This window comes from Vibrio sp. E150_011 (genome assembly GCF_053544015.1).
Genome location: NZ_JBHFOL010000021.1, coordinates 32,911 through 48,525, shown reverse-complemented (window position 1 = coordinate 48,525; position 15,615 = coordinate 32,911). Strand labels below are relative to the sequence as shown.

The following is a 15,615-nucleotide window of genomic DNA, read 5'->3' as shown; positions in this document are numbered from 1 at the left end:
TTGTGAATGCAAAGTTATGAAATATAAAAATATTGTCTTCTTTGAGTGGTTGATACGTTTTATAGAGATAAACTAGAACATCAATGACGAAAATCGATGATGAGTTGGCCGATAGAGGCTTGTTTTCTCGTGCTGATAAGCGCAAAATTCAAAAAAACGTAGAGGAATGGTTATGGAACTCGAAGATATCCGCCGCGAATATTCAAAGGGTGGGTTGCGCCGTCAGGATTTACTAGCAGATCCGATCGATCAATTTAATGCATGGTTAGCACAGGCTGTTGAGGCTAAATTGACAGACCCAACGGCGATGACCGTTGCAACGGTTGATGAATCCGGTCAGCCATTCCAGCGTATCGTACTACTTAAAAATGTAGATAAAAGTGGGTTTGTCTTTTATACCAACTTAGGCAGTCGTAAAGCTCAGCATATTGAGGCAAATGCGAAAGTTAGCCTGCATTTTCCATGGCATCCATTAGAGCGACAAGTGCATATTACGGGGACCGCAGAAAAACTGTCTACCTTGGAAAATATGAAGTATTTCACGTCACGCCCTAAAGACAGTCAGCTCGCGGCAATTGCCAGCAAACAAAGCAGTCGTATCTCGGCTCGTGGTGTCCTGGAAGGTAAGTACCTTGAGCTAAAGAAGAAGTTCGAAAAAGGTGAGATCCCTGTGCCATCATTTTGGGGAGGCTACCGAATCCGCCCTGAATCGATCGAGTTTTGGCAAGGTGGAGAGCATCGACTTCATGATCGCTTTCTCTTTACAGATGATAATGAAGGGCATTGGGATATCGAGCGTTTGGCCCCTTAGTGACTGAAATATAAGACTATTACTACAATAAAAGCCGCGATCACCGCGGTTTTTTTATAACTAAAATGTGAAATAGTTCAAATTACAACCACCGTAAGTTACTGCTTCATGATCATGGTTCCGGAAGCTTGATCAAGTGAGGATCCTTTTTGAGTGTGCATAATGGACTGAATAATGGGCATTTATAACGGTTTCGGTGAATCGACGGTGAATATCTTTTCCAATATAGAGGTAAATCGCTATACTCACGGATTCTACACCGCGAACAGTGACATCGAGAAACATGCCGAATAAATCAAATCATCCTCTTGATCATGCTTCCCCAAAACCGGCTGAAATTGTCCGTCTACCCTCACATATGGACTCTCATGAGCATCATTATTCGCAAGTTGTGATCGGTTTAAAAGGTCATGCTGAGTTTGATGTGGGTGGCGTTGGGAATTTGGTGGGACCAGGGCAGGGTTGTGTGGTGACTTCAGGCCTTGATCATGCTTTCGGTGGTGTCATTGATCAACCCGATATTTTGGTTCTCAACCTACCTATACCCAACGATGATGACCCCGTATTGCTCCATCGTATCAATGAGTTATCTCATAATCGAACGTACTTTCAGCTGGATACACAGATTCAGAAACTGATCCGGATGCTGGTAGCGGAGATGACCAGTAGCCCTGATGACTTATTATTAAGTCGTGCGTGTAACGATACTGTGATTGCGCTTCTGCAGCGTCATATTTCTGAGCTAAAAACGTCTATGCGCGATTCGCGCTTCGATCTTGAGCATATCGATCGTTATATTGATCAGCACTTATGCCATAAAATATCTGTTTCACAACTAGCAGGTAGTGTGTTTTTGGCAGAAAGTCAGTTTCATATGTTGTTCAAGGAACAGCTCGGTATCACACCTCACCAATATGTTTTGAACAAGCGCGTGGATGCAGCAAAAAGGCTGATTGAGCAAGGTCATTTAAACCTTGGTCAAGTCGCTGAGTTAACCGGGTTTTCTGGACAAAGCACATTCACGCATGCTTTTTCTCGCTTGCAAGGTGTCTCGCCTTCTCGCTACAGGAAACGTTTTTCTTGAATAGTGCTTATACGCATATTGTTTCGATCTTATTTTAATTTTTGTACGTTTTCATTCGCTGTCGATACAGATCATCACGGCGTCTGGCCGCCAGTACTCAAATTCGCAATCCATCAGTTGCCCATCTTGTTTGTAATTGACTCTACAAATTTTTAGAACCGGTTGCCCTTCAGCAAGGTTGAGTGCTTGGGCAACATGGCTTGGCGCGGATGTTGGTATGACATCAAAATGGGAACGTTGTGTGATGTACTGGTATTTATCTCGATAGCAACTCGTTAACGATAACGTCAAATTCTCGTCTAAAATCCCTGGAAATAATGTCGCGACTAAACAGTTTTCGACAAACAACACGACTCGCCCATCAATGTATCTCAACCTTTCAATGACGTGGATTGGCGTAATTTTTTCAGCCATCAATGCCCTGGCGTACTCTCCACTGGCAAGCTCACTTCGAGTGTTGACGAGTTTGGTTTCTGCAATTCGATTCTGATCGCGGATCATTTGATGGAAATGACAGCGAGACAATGGGTTGTACCTTATCCTAGGTGGCGATACGAACCACCCACGGCGTTTCTCTCTATAGATCAAGCCTTCCGTTTCCAGTGACGTCAAGACATCTTTAATGGTGATACGAGTCGTCGAAAAGAGTTCACTGAGCTCTCGTTCTGAGGGGAGCTTTTCCCCCGCAACGAGAATATCACCTTCAATTTGGGATCGAAGAGTGGTTTTAATTTTACCAAGCTGGGTACGGGCATGCATGCTGATCTAGTCCAAGAATCCGATTCTAAACAAGCTACTGGAACTGCGTAACAGTTTAATGACAGGCATCTTATGATGTTGTTGTAATAAAAATTGGTTTAAGTGACATGAATCTGCCATCTAATTTAAATAAAAGCGTCAAATTAGCGCCCACCAATTGTCACATTTTGGACATAGCATAAAAAGTGAACTTACTGACCTAGTCCAAAGGGAAACAGACAATGAAAACTTTGCTAAATTGCGCAAAACTTTCTGCAACAACGTTGTTGATCGCGACGGTATCGTCGTCGGCATTTGCCAAAGAAGACAGCATTCAAACTTTAGTCGAAGCGGCAAAAAAAGAAGGGGCTGTATATAGTGTCGGCATGCCCGATAGCTGGGCGAACTGGAAAGATACATGGAGCGATTTACAGTCTACTTATGGCTTGAAACATCAAGATACGGATATGAGCTCGGCGCAAGAAATTGCAAAGTTTGAAGCGGAAAAGAAAAACGCAACGGCTGATATTGGTGATGTAGGTTTTGCATTTGCACGCGTCGCGGTTCAAAAGGGTGTAACGCAATCCTATAAACCCACAACGTGGGATGATATTCCGGATTGGGCGAAAGATAAAGACGGTCACTGGGCATTAGCTTATACTGGGACTATTGCGTTTATTTCTAACAGTAACCTAGTCAAAGATGCCCCTAAATCTTGGCAAGACCTGCTCGATGGGGACTACAAGGTCACTGTTGGGGATGTCGGTGTTGCGGCGCAAGCCAATAATGCCGTATTGGCTGCAGCATTTGCTAATGGCGGTGATGAAAGTAATCTAAAACCTGCGATTGAATTTTTCTCTAAATTAGCTAAACAAGGTCGCTTATCATTTAACGATCCGAACATCGCTAACCTTGAAAAAGGGGAAGTTGAAGTCGCTATTCTTTGGGACTTTAACGCGCTTAATTATCGCGATCAAATCGACCGTGATCGTTTTTCTGTGACGATTCCTCAAGATGGTTCGGTTATTTCTGGCTATACCACTATCATCAACAAATTTGCTCAAAACCCTAATGCCGCAAAGCTGGCACGTGAGCATATTTTTAGTGACCGCGGTCAAATCAACCTTGCCGAAGGCTACGCTCGTCCGATTCGCAGCAATGTCACCCTGCCTGATTCTGTGCAAGCTAAATTGATTGCAAACGACCAGTACAACAACGTTCACCCTGTGACAGATTTTAAAGCATGGGAAAAGTCTGCTCGTCGCTTGCCTCGTCAATGGCAAGAAAACGTGCTTATCCACCAGCAATAAGGGTTGAACATGAGCAATAAGGTTATCCTTGTTGTTCTCGATGGCCTCAATTATCAAGTAGCCCGCGATTGCATGGGCTACTTGAATGGGTTAATCGAGCAACAAAAAGCAACGTTATATCCGCTGCAGTGTGAGCTTCCCTCCATGTCTCGGCCTCTTTATGAATGTATTTTGACGGGTGTTACACCGGTTCTTAGCGGCATTGTTAACAATCAAATAGTGCGCTTGTCTAAGCATGATTCGGTATTCAGTTTGGCGAAAGAACAAGGCCGAGTGACCGCCGCAGCGGCCTATCATTGGGTCAGTGAACTGTATAATCGTGCACCCTATGACGCCGTGCGCGATCGCTTTACCGATGATGTGCAATTGAACATACAACACGGTCATTTCTATCATTGGGATCACTACCCGGATGAGGCATTGTTTCTTGACGCCGAGTCGTTAAGACAAAAACATCAACCGGATTTTCTACTGATTCATCCTATGAATATTGATGATGCTGGGCACAAGTTTGGCTTAAATTCTTCGCAGTATCGTAATACAGCACGTCATGCTGACATTTACTTATCTAACTATATTGAAAAGTGGCTGGCGGAGGGGTATCAGATCCTGGTGACAAGCGATCATGGGATGAATGATGATTTGTCACATGGTGGTATTTTGCCTGAAGAACGGGAGGTACCTTTGTTTGTGATTGGCGATGCGTTTACTCATGCCTCTATCGATCTCAAGCAGACAGAAATATGTGGAATGTGCTGCCAATTACTTGGTCTTCAACATTCCAAGCCTTTTCCACCGGAGTTTATCGCCTTATGAATTCCTCAACACTCACGCCGTCACGGTCAGAATCTGCAATTGATCAGAGTTCACAGCATAAACAGCGACGTTGGAAGGCGTTGAAGCAGGCGATTTTATTAGTCCCGTTTGCATTGTTTTTCTACTGGTTTCAGCTTGCTCCAATGGGCTGGGTATTCTTAAACAGCTTTCAGTATGACGGTGAGTTTTCATTCGAAAACTATTTGGAAGTATTTGATTCTAGCTTCATGATGCAAGCGTTTAGCAACAGTATTTGGCTTGCTATTTGGTCAAGTGTAATCGGACTGTCCATAGCGGCCTTACTGGTGTCATCATTGCGTCGTGTGGACAGTAAATTGCGTGATGGCGTTATCGCCTTTACGAATATGAGCAGTAACTTTGCCGGTGTTCCGCTTGCTTTCGCGTTTATCATCATCCTTGGCGTCAATGGTGCAGTGACCCTATTGCTTAAGCAGTACGGCATTATTGAAGAGTTTAACCTTTACGGGAAATGGGGATTGTTGGTTATTTATATCTACTTCCAGATTCCGCTAGGGGTGCTGTTGTTGTATCCCGCCTTTGACGCACTGCAAGATGATTGGCAATCTGCATCCGCTTTGCTTGGGGCAAAAACATGGCAATATTGGACGCAGATTGGCTTTCCTGTTCTTTCCCCTGCGTTGCTGGGTACCCTGATTATATTAGTTGCGAACGCGATGGGCGCTTATGCGAGCGTGTATGCGTTGACGGCAGGAAACTATAACGTTATCACCGTTCGAATTGCCAGTTTGGTATCGGGTGACTTGTTTTTGGAGCCCAATCTGGCCGCTGCGATCTCGGTGATACTGATGGCGATATTGGCGTTTATTACCATTATCAATCAGTGGCTGCTATCGAGGAGTTATCATGCCTCAAAGTAATTATTCTAATACACGTAATGTTAGCACTTACTATCACAAGTTCATTGTCTATGGCATCGTTGGCCTTATGCTGGTGCCTATTATCGCGACCTTGGTCTACTCACTTTCATCTAAGTGGGGGGCGACGATTCTACCTGACGGCTTTACCCTTGATTGGTACTTAAAGTTGCTGACTGACCCGCGTTTTCTCGCGGCGTTTGGGCGTTCATTATTGGTCTGTTTTGCCGCATTGGCGTTAAGTATTGCTCTTATTCTTCCCGCTATTTTCGTCGTATTTTACTATTTCCCTAAATTAGACAAGCTGATGAATGTGTTGATTCTACTACCGTTTGCGGTGCCTCCAGTGGTGTCTTCAGTAGGATTACTGCAAATCTATGCTGATAGTGCGATACCGCTGGTTGGCACTCCGTGGATTTTGATTGGTACTTACTTCACCATTGCGTTGCCGTTTATGTATCGAGCAATCTCGAACAGCTTTGAGGCGATCAATCTTAACGACTTAATGGATGCTGCGCACCTGTTGGGCGCAAGTACGACCCAAGCCTTTCTCTTGATCATCGTTCCGAATCTTAAAAAGGGCTTGTTGGCCTCCTTGTTCTTGTCTTTTTCCTTTTTACTCGGTGAATTTGTCTTTGCCAATATTCTGGTGGGTACTCGTTTTGAGACGCTACAAATTTATCTCTACAACATGCGTCAGACTAGCGGACACTTCACGTCGGCGTTAGTGATGACTTACTTCAGTTTCATTTTTTTACTGACTTGGCTTGCCAGTCGTTTTAGTCACAGCGAACAAAAGGGCGGCTTATGAGTTATGTCAATGTTAAGCAACTTACCAAACGGTTTGGTGCCAATACCGTGTTTGAGGATATTGAGTTTAATATCGAGCAAGGTGAATTTATTACATTATTGGGACCGAGTGGCTGTGGTAAATCAACGTTACTGCGCAGCCTTGCCGGACTCAATCCTGTCGAAGGTGGAGAGATCTGGGTTGATGGTGTCGATATTACCCATTTAGCGCCACAACAGCGTGGCATTGGGATGGTGTTTCAATCCTACGCGTTATTTCCAAACATGACGGTGGAAGGCAATATTGCCTTCGGATTAAAAATGCAGCGCCTTGATTCAGCGACTATTTCATTAGAGGTGGCAAAAGTCATTGAGCTGGTGGAGTTAGACGGCAAAGAAAAGCAATATCCCCATCAGTTGTCTGGCGGGCAGAGACAGCGTGTCGCGCTTGCTCGGGCCTTGGTAGTGAAGCCGCGTATCTTGCTGCTCGATGAGCCATTGTCGGCCCTTGACGCTAAAATCAGAAAGAATTTGCGCCAACAAATTAGGAAAATACAAAAAGAATTGAACTTGACCACCGTGTTTGTCACTCATGACCAAGAAGAAGCCATGATTATGTCAGACCGTATCTTTTTGATGCACCAAGGGGAGATTGTTCAGCAAGGCGCGCCAGAGCATATCTATACGCACCCTGTTAATGAATTCGTTGCTGGATTTATGGGGCACTACAACCTTGTTGATGCACAAAAAGCGAAGTCATTGTTCAATATTGATGTGGATTCGAAAGTCGCGATTCGTCCTGAATCGATTTACGTAAAAGAACAGGGACGACATTACGGTCAGCATATATCCACCCCTAAATTCGGCACGATTCTTCATCATCAGTTACTTGGCAATGTCATTCGTTATCAAGTTGATATCGACGATTGTGAGCTGACGGTCGACTTGTTAAATCGATCTTCAGAGCGTTTGTTGGCGGTGGGAAGTCAGCTAGAACTGTTATTCAATTTAAACGAAATTCAACCTGTGAGAGCTTAGAATGTCAAAACCCCTTTATGTATTCGATATGGATGAGACGCTATTTGATGCGGATTGTGCCATGCTTTGGAATGAATTTTTGGTCGAGAAAGGGATCGCGATACAAGTGGATTTCCTAGAGCAAGATCAGCGCTTGATGACACTGTACGCTCAGGGGGAACTGGACATGGAAGACTACCTTTCTTTTTCCATGGCACCGCTGCAGGGTGTGAGTAAGTCTCAAGTCGCAAGTTTAGTGAATGAGTGCATCGATGAAAAAATTATGCCGCGTTTTTTTCCGCAAGCAAAAGCACGATTGGCTGAGCTAAAGCGTGATGCGATTGAGACGGTTATCATTTCTGCTTCCGTTAGTTTTCTTGTCCAAGCGATTGGTCAACGCATAGGCATTGATACGGCGATGGGCATTGATTTAATCGAAGACAAAAATGCCTATACCGCACAGATTAAAGGCATTCCAACCTATCGTGACGGTAAGGTCTTAAGGCTAAAGCAATGGTTGGAAGCAGGCGATAGACATTACACCTCGATCCATTTCTATACGGATTCGATTAACGACCTTCCTTTATGTGAATATGCGGATTTTGCTTATTTAGTAAACCCATGTCCGAAACTCAAAGCATTGAGTGATAGAGAGAATTGGCAGGTATTAGAGTGGTCGGTTTAGTGCGTTAAAACGACGACTTTGGTATTTATCGGAGTGATTGGTATGAACAATGCCAATCACTCCGTTATTTCTGACACGGTTTACTCCGTGATTTTCTCTACTTCTTTAATTGAGAAATCAGCAAACCAAACCTCGTCTTCACCCTCGTTGAGAGAGGCGATATCGTTCAGAGAGCGGTAGATTCCCCATTTTGGTCTGACAAAATTACCGTCGCTCGCATTGCTCGCGGAGCGCCACAATTCGATATTACTTTCATTAACGGCAAACAACGGGGTTTGCTCACCAAGCGGTGTTACCGATAAGTACAGTGCGCCTTTTTCGCTAAATGTGCTTCTCACCATGACCTCTAACCACTGGCCTTGTATCTGCGTTGCCCAGTCAATATCCATCTGAGAGGTATGCAATAACATGGTTTTGGTGTTATCGGCCGTAACATGTCTCACTTCGAGCCCACTTTCACCGCTCTTAGTGTTGGCGGTAATCGTGACCAGCGGTTGACTGACCGGATCGCTGCCATCGGTTACCGCTTTAAGCTGGAATAAATGGGTAAAGTGACTGGTGACCGCGAGGTCATCCCCGACCCTGAACTTCCAACGATATTCGAAGGTTTTGTCCATTACTCCTTTTAGAGAGTCATCCGACTTATCGTACACCTTAATTTCGTTACGTTGCCTATCGGTATAGTCTTTATCGCGGTCCTTATCTTCATCTCTGTGTAAGACAAAACGGAAGTAGTTACCGACCATGTTGTCATTGTCTTCCGTGATATGATCAATGTGCTGATGATTAGCGTCACCATAGAGATCAGGCGCTTCAATAGAGCCGGTACCGAGTATGCTCTCTATCAAGTCATAGGTTGCCATTCCATTGGCACCATCCGCGATAAGATCCGTGCTACTGATTACATAATATTGCCCGGAATCATCAACAGGAGGGTTGTATACATCTGATGGTGTGTCTTCACTGCTGCTCCCACCACAGGCGGACAATAATAAGGAAGAATAGGCAACAATGGCAGCTTGAAGAATCGAGGGTTTACGGTTCATATTCGTCACTCAAATCTAAATAAAAAAAGGCACCCTACGTGCCCTAAAACAACAATGCTTACTTCTTATCAATAGCATAGTCAAGGCTATAGAAGTGCACTTCACCGGTACCATGTTTAAACTGGTTATAGATTCCCGCTTTGAAGTAACTCAGCATGTGTTTCCAATAAGTAATGTCATGATCAAGCTTGGTTTCACCGTCAACATTGATGACCAACTTTTGGTCGCCAACAATGATGTCAAAATGTGTAGGAGCATCTTGGTTTATAGGACCAAGATCAACACGAAGATAGGCACTTTTGCACTCAACGCTACCTTTATTGCCGCTTTTCGAACCACAGTCGACGGCGTTATTCTTAATTACAGCCCAATAGTGATCTTGCTTACCTTGACGGTCAGCGTCATAAACGACACGAAGTAGTGGATGAGGAATGTAGCCTGTGCCGTGATTTCCGTCGTCATATGTGCCTTTGTTGTGTACTTGCAAGAAGGTCATTTCGTCCCGTTTTTTCTCGCTATCTTTCACGGCTTCGCGAGGATGAATCGGCATGAGATCAGCACTAAGGCGGTAGAACGTGTTGGGGTCATTGGATTTGAAGTTTTCTAATACGCGTAATTCGTTGCGTTTTTTAAATCCATTCATTTTAAAAACAAAGGCCTCAGAACCTTTATCAACATAAAAATTTTCGTTTACGATACCGGTAAAGTCGCTATCGAGCGCGACGTCTTTTTTGTTGCCGGCTTTGCCTGCAGGATCCGATATTTGGAGCTTAGACTCGCTGAGAATGTGCTGAAACTGAATGTAGTTTACCGGAGCGATTTGTTCGCCCGTGGCGGGTTTTATCTCGACCGCGGTGGCGAAAAATGGTGTTGTAAAAGCCGCAGCAAGGAAAGTAAATTTAATCGTTTTAAATACCATCGAGGGCGTCCTTATTTAAATCGAATTAAAAAGCTCGACCAAAAGGCCGAGCTGTATTTAGTGAAGAAAGGTTTCAGCTTAGAACAAGTCCGAATCGACATTGTCGAAGTAAGCTGTGTTTGTCATATTGCTGTTGTCACCCGTGTATAAAGTTAGTTGCGTTGGAATGTTGCTAGCAGAGAATCCTGTATCTGCTTGCGAAATACCAGTTGCTACTTTGCTGCCATTGAGAGACACATCAATAAGCCCATTGCTCCAATCAACCGTAAGGGCGTGCCATTGACCTTGAGCGGCATCAGTTATCTTCTGATCACCTTCACTAGAAGTAGAGTAATTTAGGTTGCCACCAGAGAGTTTTACTTCGAAGTAGCGATCAGAATTGTTTTTACCAACCCCTAAGTGAATGTATGTTGCTTTTTCATTTGTTTCTGGAGTGTAAACATCAAGTGATACGGAACCTGTCGCAGCTGCACCAGAGAAGCTACGCATTGCAAATGGCTTGGTATCAGAGCTAGCATCTGTTAGAAACAGCGTCTGTGAATCATCAGCAAGAGGTCCTTTACTGACAACTGCTGATGTAGAACCGTTGCTGTCACTAACTATATTTGATACTGACCATAAGTTTTGACTCGCAACATCTATCGATTCACCAATATCATACGACTCAAAGTCATCAGTCACATCACCAGGTTCGGTAGTGTCATCATTGGTACCAATGACAGTTGCTTCTGAGCTATCTGCATAATTTAGATTGTCGGATAATGAACTCCCTACTAAATAGCTTTCAAAGTCATCTTCGAAAACAAGAGTATCGGCTTCAACATCGTTAGAGTAAACTTTTAGGTTGTCAGCAACTAGTCGATAATTAGTTGTGTTGCCATTATCACCTAGTTTTAAGGATATAATTTGGACGGGTGCGTTTTCACTTACTTGGCCGTCGTATGACACTCCGTTGATTGAGAATGTGAAGGAATCATCAGCCCAGCTGGCTTCGACAGCCAAGTTTTCACCTTCTTTGAATGTTCCTCCAGTATCGACTTGAGTGCCTGATGCATCGCGGAACTTAATACTGCCACTGCTGGTCAAAATTATTTCGCCATGAAGGTTACTATTTGAGGTTCCGCCTGCATAGAGTGATATATAGGCGCTATCTCCCGAACCATCGGCTTCCTGTTCAGTGTTTTCATCAACCTCATAGACTAAGTCAACAGTAATTTTTCCTGAAGTGATGGCTGCTGGGTCCTCCAACTGTAAGCGAAGCTTCCCTGTGTCTCCTTTAAATTCAGGATCAATGGTGCTGCCAGTAGTATCGAGAATTTGCACGGCGTTATTGAGGCCTAACTCATCATTTGCAGCTTGAACAGCGTCTTTGACGTCATCATTTTGGGCTTGATCTGAACCAGATAGATCACCGTAACTAGTATCTGTAATAGTCAACAATGTACCATTAGAAACAGAGTAACTACCGTTAACAACTGTTGGGCCATCTGCACTGTAATAAGTAAACTCGATCGTATCGTCGTCGAGGTTTTCAGTATAAGTCGTTGTGTATATTTTATATGTGCCAGGAGTAGCATCATCATCGTAGTATTTTTGATCAGTACCATCAAAAACATAAACATTCGGCAGATCTGTCGCACTTGCAGTCGCGGCTGCTGAGCCGGAATCGCTAATATCCCAGTATGCACCAGTTAAAGGTGAAGTCGGTGCTGGGGGCGTTACCTCTGGCTCTTGAACTAGCTCTGGACCATTACAGCCCACCAATAAACCTGCTGAAAGGGTAATTGCAGCCGCAATCTTAGTCATTCGCATCATAAACTCTCTTCATATCCGTGAACTTAGTATTCAATAATATTGTATGATCTAAGAGTTTGTTTCTAGGTGTAAGAATATGTAGCTTGACGGTCGTCACGTGTAAGACAGTATAATCGTCAAAAATTGTGACTGACTTAGCGGTTAGTGATAATGGTATCGAAATAAAGGCCTGGATAACCTAGTCAATATGTCATTTTGTCGCGTTATTTACCGAACGAGTGGCAGTTTACAGAGTAGAATAAGGTATAAGTCCTAACCAATGTGCGATTCTTTTACTTGGATTAGTTAGGACTTAGAGGACGGTCTAATTGATTTATTGTTTATTGATTAATCATACATAAGCGCATCGGCTTTCTTCATATCGAACTCTTTGAGTGATTTTCTTGCGAGGGCTCTGAAAGGCAAGGCTTTAACGATTTCTTCAAATGGCTGCACAGCAAATGCCCAAAATATTGAACCATCAAAACCAAAAATTATAAGCGCACACAATGGGATAGAGATTACCCATTGTCCCGTGAAGTTGATTTTAAATACAGCCGTTGTCTTGCCAAGCGCTCTCAGTACGTGTCCATGCACGGTATTGTAACCGCGAATAATAGGCAAAAAGATGTAGAGTGGCGCGATAATGGCAAGCGCTTCATAGGTTGATGGATCCAAATCGGGATACACATTGGCAATGACGAGGCTGAGCCCAGCAAAAAACACAGCGCAGACAACGGAAATGCCTACCGCGACGTCAATACTTGTATCCACGTTTTTCGTTAGATCATCCATTTTACGAGAGCCTATTGCTTGGCTAATCGTGATGGCAGACGAATGTGCCCACGCGGTAATAAATTGTGTTCCTGCTCGAATCCAAGGGAACACTAACGTGATGGCAACATAGGCGTTGATATTCAGTTGTGAGTACATGAGTTGGTACGTAGTCGCACCAATAGACAAAATTGTTACGTTGGCGGCGACAGGGAAAATCTCTACAAAATGTAGGCGGATGTTACGCTTTAACGTCGACAGTTGGTCGCGCATGTTGAGTGTGATAGCGGAATCAAGGTGCACACATAAGCACAAGAAAATGAGACGAATCGCAATGGCAATGACGCTGCCTAATGCAGCCCCTTGAACCCCTGTTCCTTCAATGCTTACCCCCTCAGAAAGTGATACTCCGTAAATGAGGATATAAGAGAGAGCCGTATTAATTGGTAGCTCAAGGACGTACCCTTTGAGCGGAACTTTTGTGCGTCCCATGCTATTAAATAATGCTGTGATAACCTGTGTGACCGAGGTAAATAAGACCAGATACTTGGAAACATCTAGGTAGCCACTGATTTCCGTATGTAGCGACATATCATCAGTAATGGTGTGCAGCAACGGTTGCTCAAAGAGTGTGAGCAGTAACCAAAATAATGAGGCGACTGACAAGTTAATAATCATGCCTGATAAAAAGGCTTTCGATAGTGCGCCTGACGTTTGCGATCCCACGGCTCTGCTCAATACCAGCTGAGTACCATTGGCCAATGCCATTTGAATACCAAGAATAAACGCCACCACGGTGGTCGCAATGCCCATTGCCGCAAGAGGGATCTCACCAAGTGGGGACACCATCAAGGTATCGATCATTAACATGGATTGCATCAGCAATGCGTTAAACGCGAGCGGCCACGCAAGCGAAAAGTTTTTTCTTATGTAGGAATGGGAGGACAAAGCGTTACCTTATTGAGCATGGGTCAAACGGAAGAGGAGGGGGCATCTCTTTTATTCTTGAATGATATAATAATACAAAACGAGTCCCGATGGCATGAGCTGAGTCACGTTCAATTATGAGCCTCACTGATTTTGGTGCATTTTTCTTTCTTAAGTTTCTTCGTTATAGCCAAAATTATGAGTCATTCCGCACAATTGAAATATTCTATTTATAGTCGTTTACAGTCATAGTGTTACTGGTAACTTTATGGGCAATAAAATGATTAAACGGCTGATATATCAATGATCAACTGTTTGATTTTAAATGGCATATCTGAAATTAATTTAAAGATGGGCCATGATAGGCTAATGAATGTTTAAGGAATGAAAATGTCAGTTTTTCCAGACAAATTTCTATGGGGGGGCGCGATAGCTGCCAATCAAGCTGAAGGGGCATATCTAGAAGGAAATAAAGGTCTGTCAACGGTCGACATGATCCCATATGGGGATAATCGTATGCCGATTAAGCTTGGATTGAACCATTGTGCCAATCTGGATGATAGCGACTATTACCCGAGTCACGATGCGATTGATTTTTACCATCGATATAAAAGCGATATCGCCTTATTGGCTGAAATGGGCTTTAAGGTGTTCAGGACCTCTATCGCTTGGGCAAGGTTGTTTCCAAAAGGGGATGAATTGGCGCCGAATCAGGAAGGTATCGATTTCTATCTAAACCTATTTCGCGAGTGCCAAAAGCACGGAATCGAGCCACTGGTGACGCTTTGTCATTTTGATGTTCCGATGCACCTTGTCAATCAATACGGCTCTTGGCGTAGTAGGGAAATGATTGGTTTCTTTGAAAGGTATGCCCGCACGTGTTTCGAGTCTTTTGATGGCTTGGTGAAGTACTGGCTGACTTTTAATGAGATTAATATCTTGTTGCACAGTCCATTTTCTGGCGCTGGGTTACGGTTTGAAGAAGGTGAGAACAAGGAACAAGTGAAGTATCAAGCTGCTCATCATGAGTTAGTCGCGAGTGCGTTGGTGACCAAAATTGCTCATGAGATGAACCCTGAGAATCAAGTGGGTTGCATGTTAGCGGGTGGCAATTTTTACCCTTATTCTTGTAAGCCTGAAGATGTCAAAATGGCGCTGGATAAAGACAGAGAAAACCTATTTTTCATTGATGTGCAAGCACGAGGGTATTACCCATCTTATGCGCAACGTACTTTTAATGATAAGGGTGTCGTCCTTGATATCCGCGATGGTGATCTTGAGATACTATCGAATACGGTCGATTTTATCTCTTTTAGCTATTACGCATCACGCTGCGCCTCTGCTGATATGAATCAGGGAAATACGAGCGAAGCGAATGTCGTTAAATCCATTCGAAATCCTCACTTAGAAGCCAGTGAGTGGGGCTGGGTTATTGATCCAATGGGGCTCAGAATAGCCATGAATACGCTGTATGACCGTTATCAAAAACCACTGTTTCTCGTGGAAAATGGGCTAGGGGCAAAAGATGTCGTTGATGAGAATGGTGAGATTCATGACGACTACCGAATCGAGTATTTACGAGCTCATATTGAAGCGATGGCTGATGCCATTGAAGATGGTGTGCCATTAATGGGTTATACCCCCTGGGGGTGTATTGATTTGGTCTCTGCATCTACCGGAGAAATGAGTAAGCGCTATGGTTTCATTTACGTTGACCGAGATGATATGGGTCATGGTACGTTAGAACGCACTCGCAAAAAGTCATTTTATTGGTATAAGCAGGTCATAGCGTCTAATGGACGACATTTAGATGAAAATAACAACAATATATAAATTATGACAACATTTATGTTATCTGGATATAAACAATCGTCGCTATAAATATCTGGCTGGTTATTTATGTTGTCCTTGATTATTTGTATTTGAGTGTAAATTAGTGGTTGGTCTGATTATTTTAAATATTGTAGGTGTTTACTTACCTGGCGTGTAATAAATACACGCCAGATATT

Annotated in this window: 14 protein-coding genes; 9 read left to right on the top strand and 5 right to left on the bottom strand. The window is 43.6% G+C overall.

The annotated features are described in order from the left end of the window. Positions 1–172: 172 nt before the first annotated feature. The gene (gene pdxH / locus ACE1OE_RS21615; protein WP_449212251.1) at positions 173–811 is read left to right on the top strand and encodes a pyridoxamine 5'-phosphate oxidase; all 639 of its coding nucleotides are present in this window, start codon (positions 173–175) and stop codon (positions 809–811) included. A 283-nt stretch (positions 812–1,094) separates the two neighbouring features. Then, positions 1,095–1,895 carry a helix-turn-helix domain-containing protein gene (locus ACE1OE_RS21610; RefSeq protein ID WP_449212250.1) on the top strand — a complete coding sequence of 267 codons (801 nt, stop codon included), beginning with the start codon at positions 1,095–1,097 and terminating at the stop codon, positions 1,893–1,895. Between the two features lie 51 nt (positions 1,896–1,946). Here ACE1OE_RS21610 and ACE1OE_RS21605 read toward each other — a convergent pair whose 3' ends face one another. Then, on the bottom strand, positions 1,947–2,654 hold the full coding sequence (locus ACE1OE_RS21605; RefSeq protein WP_449212249.1) for a UTRA domain-containing protein: 708 nt from the start codon (positions 2,652–2,654) through the stop codon (positions 1,947–1,949). A 221-nt stretch (positions 2,655–2,875) separates the two neighbouring features. Here ACE1OE_RS21605 and ACE1OE_RS21600 point away from each other — a divergent pair, with 221 nt between their 5' ends. Genes ACE1OE_RS21600 through ACE1OE_RS21575 form a run of 6 tightly spaced genes read left to right on the top strand, consistent with a single transcriptional unit; the run spans position 2,876 to position 8,146 of the window. After that, complete coding sequence (locus ACE1OE_RS21600; RefSeq protein ID WP_372061726.1) at positions 2,876–3,943, top strand: ABC transporter substrate-binding protein; 1,068 nt, start codon at positions 2,876–2,878, stop codon at positions 3,941–3,943. Between the two features lie 9 nt (positions 3,944–3,952). Next, the gene (locus ACE1OE_RS21595; protein WP_449212248.1) at positions 3,953–4,759 is read left to right on the top strand and encodes an alkaline phosphatase family protein; all 807 of its coding nucleotides are present in this window, start codon (positions 3,953–3,955) and stop codon (positions 4,757–4,759) included. Then, positions 4,756–5,658 carry an ABC transporter permease gene (locus ACE1OE_RS21590; protein ID WP_449212247.1) on the top strand — a complete coding sequence of 301 codons (903 nt, stop codon included), beginning with the start codon at positions 4,756–4,758 and terminating at the stop codon, positions 5,656–5,658. The genes ACE1OE_RS21595 and ACE1OE_RS21590 overlap by 4 nt, the downstream gene beginning before the upstream one ends. Then, positions 5,645–6,466: an ABC transporter permease gene (locus tag ACE1OE_RS21585; protein ID WP_372061723.1), complete on the top strand. Its 822-nt coding sequence runs from the start codon at positions 5,645–5,647 to the stop codon at positions 6,464–6,466. Before ACE1OE_RS21590 ends, ACE1OE_RS21585 begins: the two co-directional genes overlap by 14 nt. Further along, on the top strand, positions 6,463–7,482 hold the full coding sequence (locus ACE1OE_RS21580) for an ABC transporter ATP-binding protein (protein WP_449212246.1): 1,020 nt from the start codon (positions 6,463–6,465) through the stop codon (positions 7,480–7,482). The genes ACE1OE_RS21585 and ACE1OE_RS21580 overlap by 4 nt, the downstream gene beginning before the upstream one ends. 1 nt (position 7,483) lies before the next feature. Then, entirely contained in the window at positions 7,484–8,146 is a 663-nt protein-coding gene (locus ACE1OE_RS21575) for an HAD family hydrolase (protein WP_449212245.1), read from the top strand. Between the two features lie 80 nt (positions 8,147–8,226). On the opposite strand, the gene ACE1OE_RS21570 is transcribed toward ACE1OE_RS21575, so the two are convergent. The 4 genes from ACE1OE_RS21570 to ACE1OE_RS21555 all read right to left on the bottom strand — a co-directional run bounded on the left by ACE1OE_RS21570 (position 8,227) and on the right by ACE1OE_RS21555 (position 13,558). Then, a complete protein-coding gene (locus ACE1OE_RS21570; RefSeq protein ID WP_449212244.1) occupies positions 8,227–9,192 on the bottom strand; it encodes a hypothetical protein in 966 nt (321 codons plus the stop codon). A gap of 58 nt (positions 9,193–9,250) precedes the next feature. Next, the gene (locus tag ACE1OE_RS21565) at positions 9,251–10,111 is read right to left on the bottom strand and encodes a polysaccharide lyase family 7 protein (protein ID WP_449212243.1); all 861 of its coding nucleotides are present in this window, start codon (positions 10,109–10,111) and stop codon (positions 9,251–9,253) included. A gap of 78 nt (positions 10,112–10,189) precedes the next feature. Beyond that, positions 10,190–11,926, bottom strand: coding sequence for a hypothetical protein (locus tag ACE1OE_RS21560; RefSeq protein WP_449212242.1), 1,737 nt, complete (start codon positions 11,924–11,926; stop codon positions 10,190–10,192). A gap of 327 nt (positions 11,927–12,253) precedes the next feature. Further along, positions 12,254–13,558 (bottom strand): MATE family efflux transporter, encoded by a 1,305-nt coding sequence (locus ACE1OE_RS21555; RefSeq protein ID WP_449212241.1) that lies wholly within the window; start codon positions 13,556–13,558, stop codon positions 12,254–12,256. 432 nt (positions 13,559–13,990) lie between these two features. Here ACE1OE_RS21555 and ascB point away from each other — a divergent pair, with 432 nt between their 5' ends. Continuing rightward, the gene (ascB, locus tag ACE1OE_RS21550) at positions 13,991–15,439 is read left to right on the top strand and encodes a 6-phospho-beta-glucosidase (RefSeq protein WP_449212240.1); all 1,449 of its coding nucleotides are present in this window, start codon (positions 13,991–13,993) and stop codon (positions 15,437–15,439) included. The last annotated feature ends 176 nt before the right edge of the window (positions 15,440–15,615 follow it).

What these genes read in the sequence shown, in the direction of transcription:
- pdxH (WP_449212251.1), top strand. Translation starts at nt 173, where the DNA reads ATGGAACTCGAAGATATCCGCCGCGAATATTCAAAGGGTGGGTTGCGC.
- ACE1OE_RS21610 (WP_449212250.1), top strand. Translation starts at nt 1,095, where the DNA reads ATGCCGAATAAATCAAATCATCCTCTTGATCATGCTTCCCCAAAACCG.
- ACE1OE_RS21605 (WP_449212249.1), bottom strand. Translation starts at nt 2,654, where the DNA reads ATGCATGCCCGTACCCAGCTTGGTAAAATTAAAACCACTCTTCGATCC.
- ACE1OE_RS21600 (WP_372061726.1), top strand. Translation starts at nt 2,876, where the DNA reads ATGAAAACTTTGCTAAATTGCGCAAAACTTTCTGCAACAACGTTGTTG.
- ACE1OE_RS21595 (WP_449212248.1), top strand. Translation starts at nt 3,953, where the DNA reads ATGAGCAATAAGGTTATCCTTGTTGTTCTCGATGGCCTCAATTATCAA.
- ACE1OE_RS21590 (WP_449212247.1), top strand. Translation starts at nt 4,756, where the DNA reads ATGAATTCCTCAACACTCACGCCGTCACGGTCAGAATCTGCAATTGAT.
- ACE1OE_RS21585 (WP_372061723.1), top strand. Translation starts at nt 5,645, where the DNA reads ATGCCTCAAAGTAATTATTCTAATACACGTAATGTTAGCACTTACTAT.
- ACE1OE_RS21580 (WP_449212246.1), top strand. Translation starts at nt 6,463, where the DNA reads ATGAGTTATGTCAATGTTAAGCAACTTACCAAACGGTTTGGTGCCAAT.
- ACE1OE_RS21575 (WP_449212245.1), top strand. Translation starts at nt 7,484, where the DNA reads ATGTCAAAACCCCTTTATGTATTCGATATGGATGAGACGCTATTTGAT.
- ACE1OE_RS21570 (WP_449212244.1), bottom strand. Translation starts at nt 9,192, where the DNA reads ATGAACCGTAAACCCTCGATTCTTCAAGCTGCCATTGTTGCCTATTCT.
- ACE1OE_RS21565 (WP_449212243.1), bottom strand. Translation starts at nt 10,111, where the DNA reads ATGGTATTTAAAACGATTAAATTTACTTTCCTTGCTGCGGCTTTTACA.
- ACE1OE_RS21560 (WP_449212242.1), bottom strand. Translation starts at nt 11,926, where the DNA reads ATGATGCGAATGACTAAGATTGCGGCTGCAATTACCCTTTCAGCAGGT.
- ACE1OE_RS21555 (WP_449212241.1), bottom strand. Translation starts at nt 13,558, where the DNA reads ATGCAATCCATGTTAATGATCGATACCTTGATGGTGTCCCCACTTGGT.
- ascB (WP_449212240.1), top strand. Translation starts at nt 13,991, where the DNA reads ATGAAAATGTCAGTTTTTCCAGACAAATTTCTATGGGGGGGCGCGATA.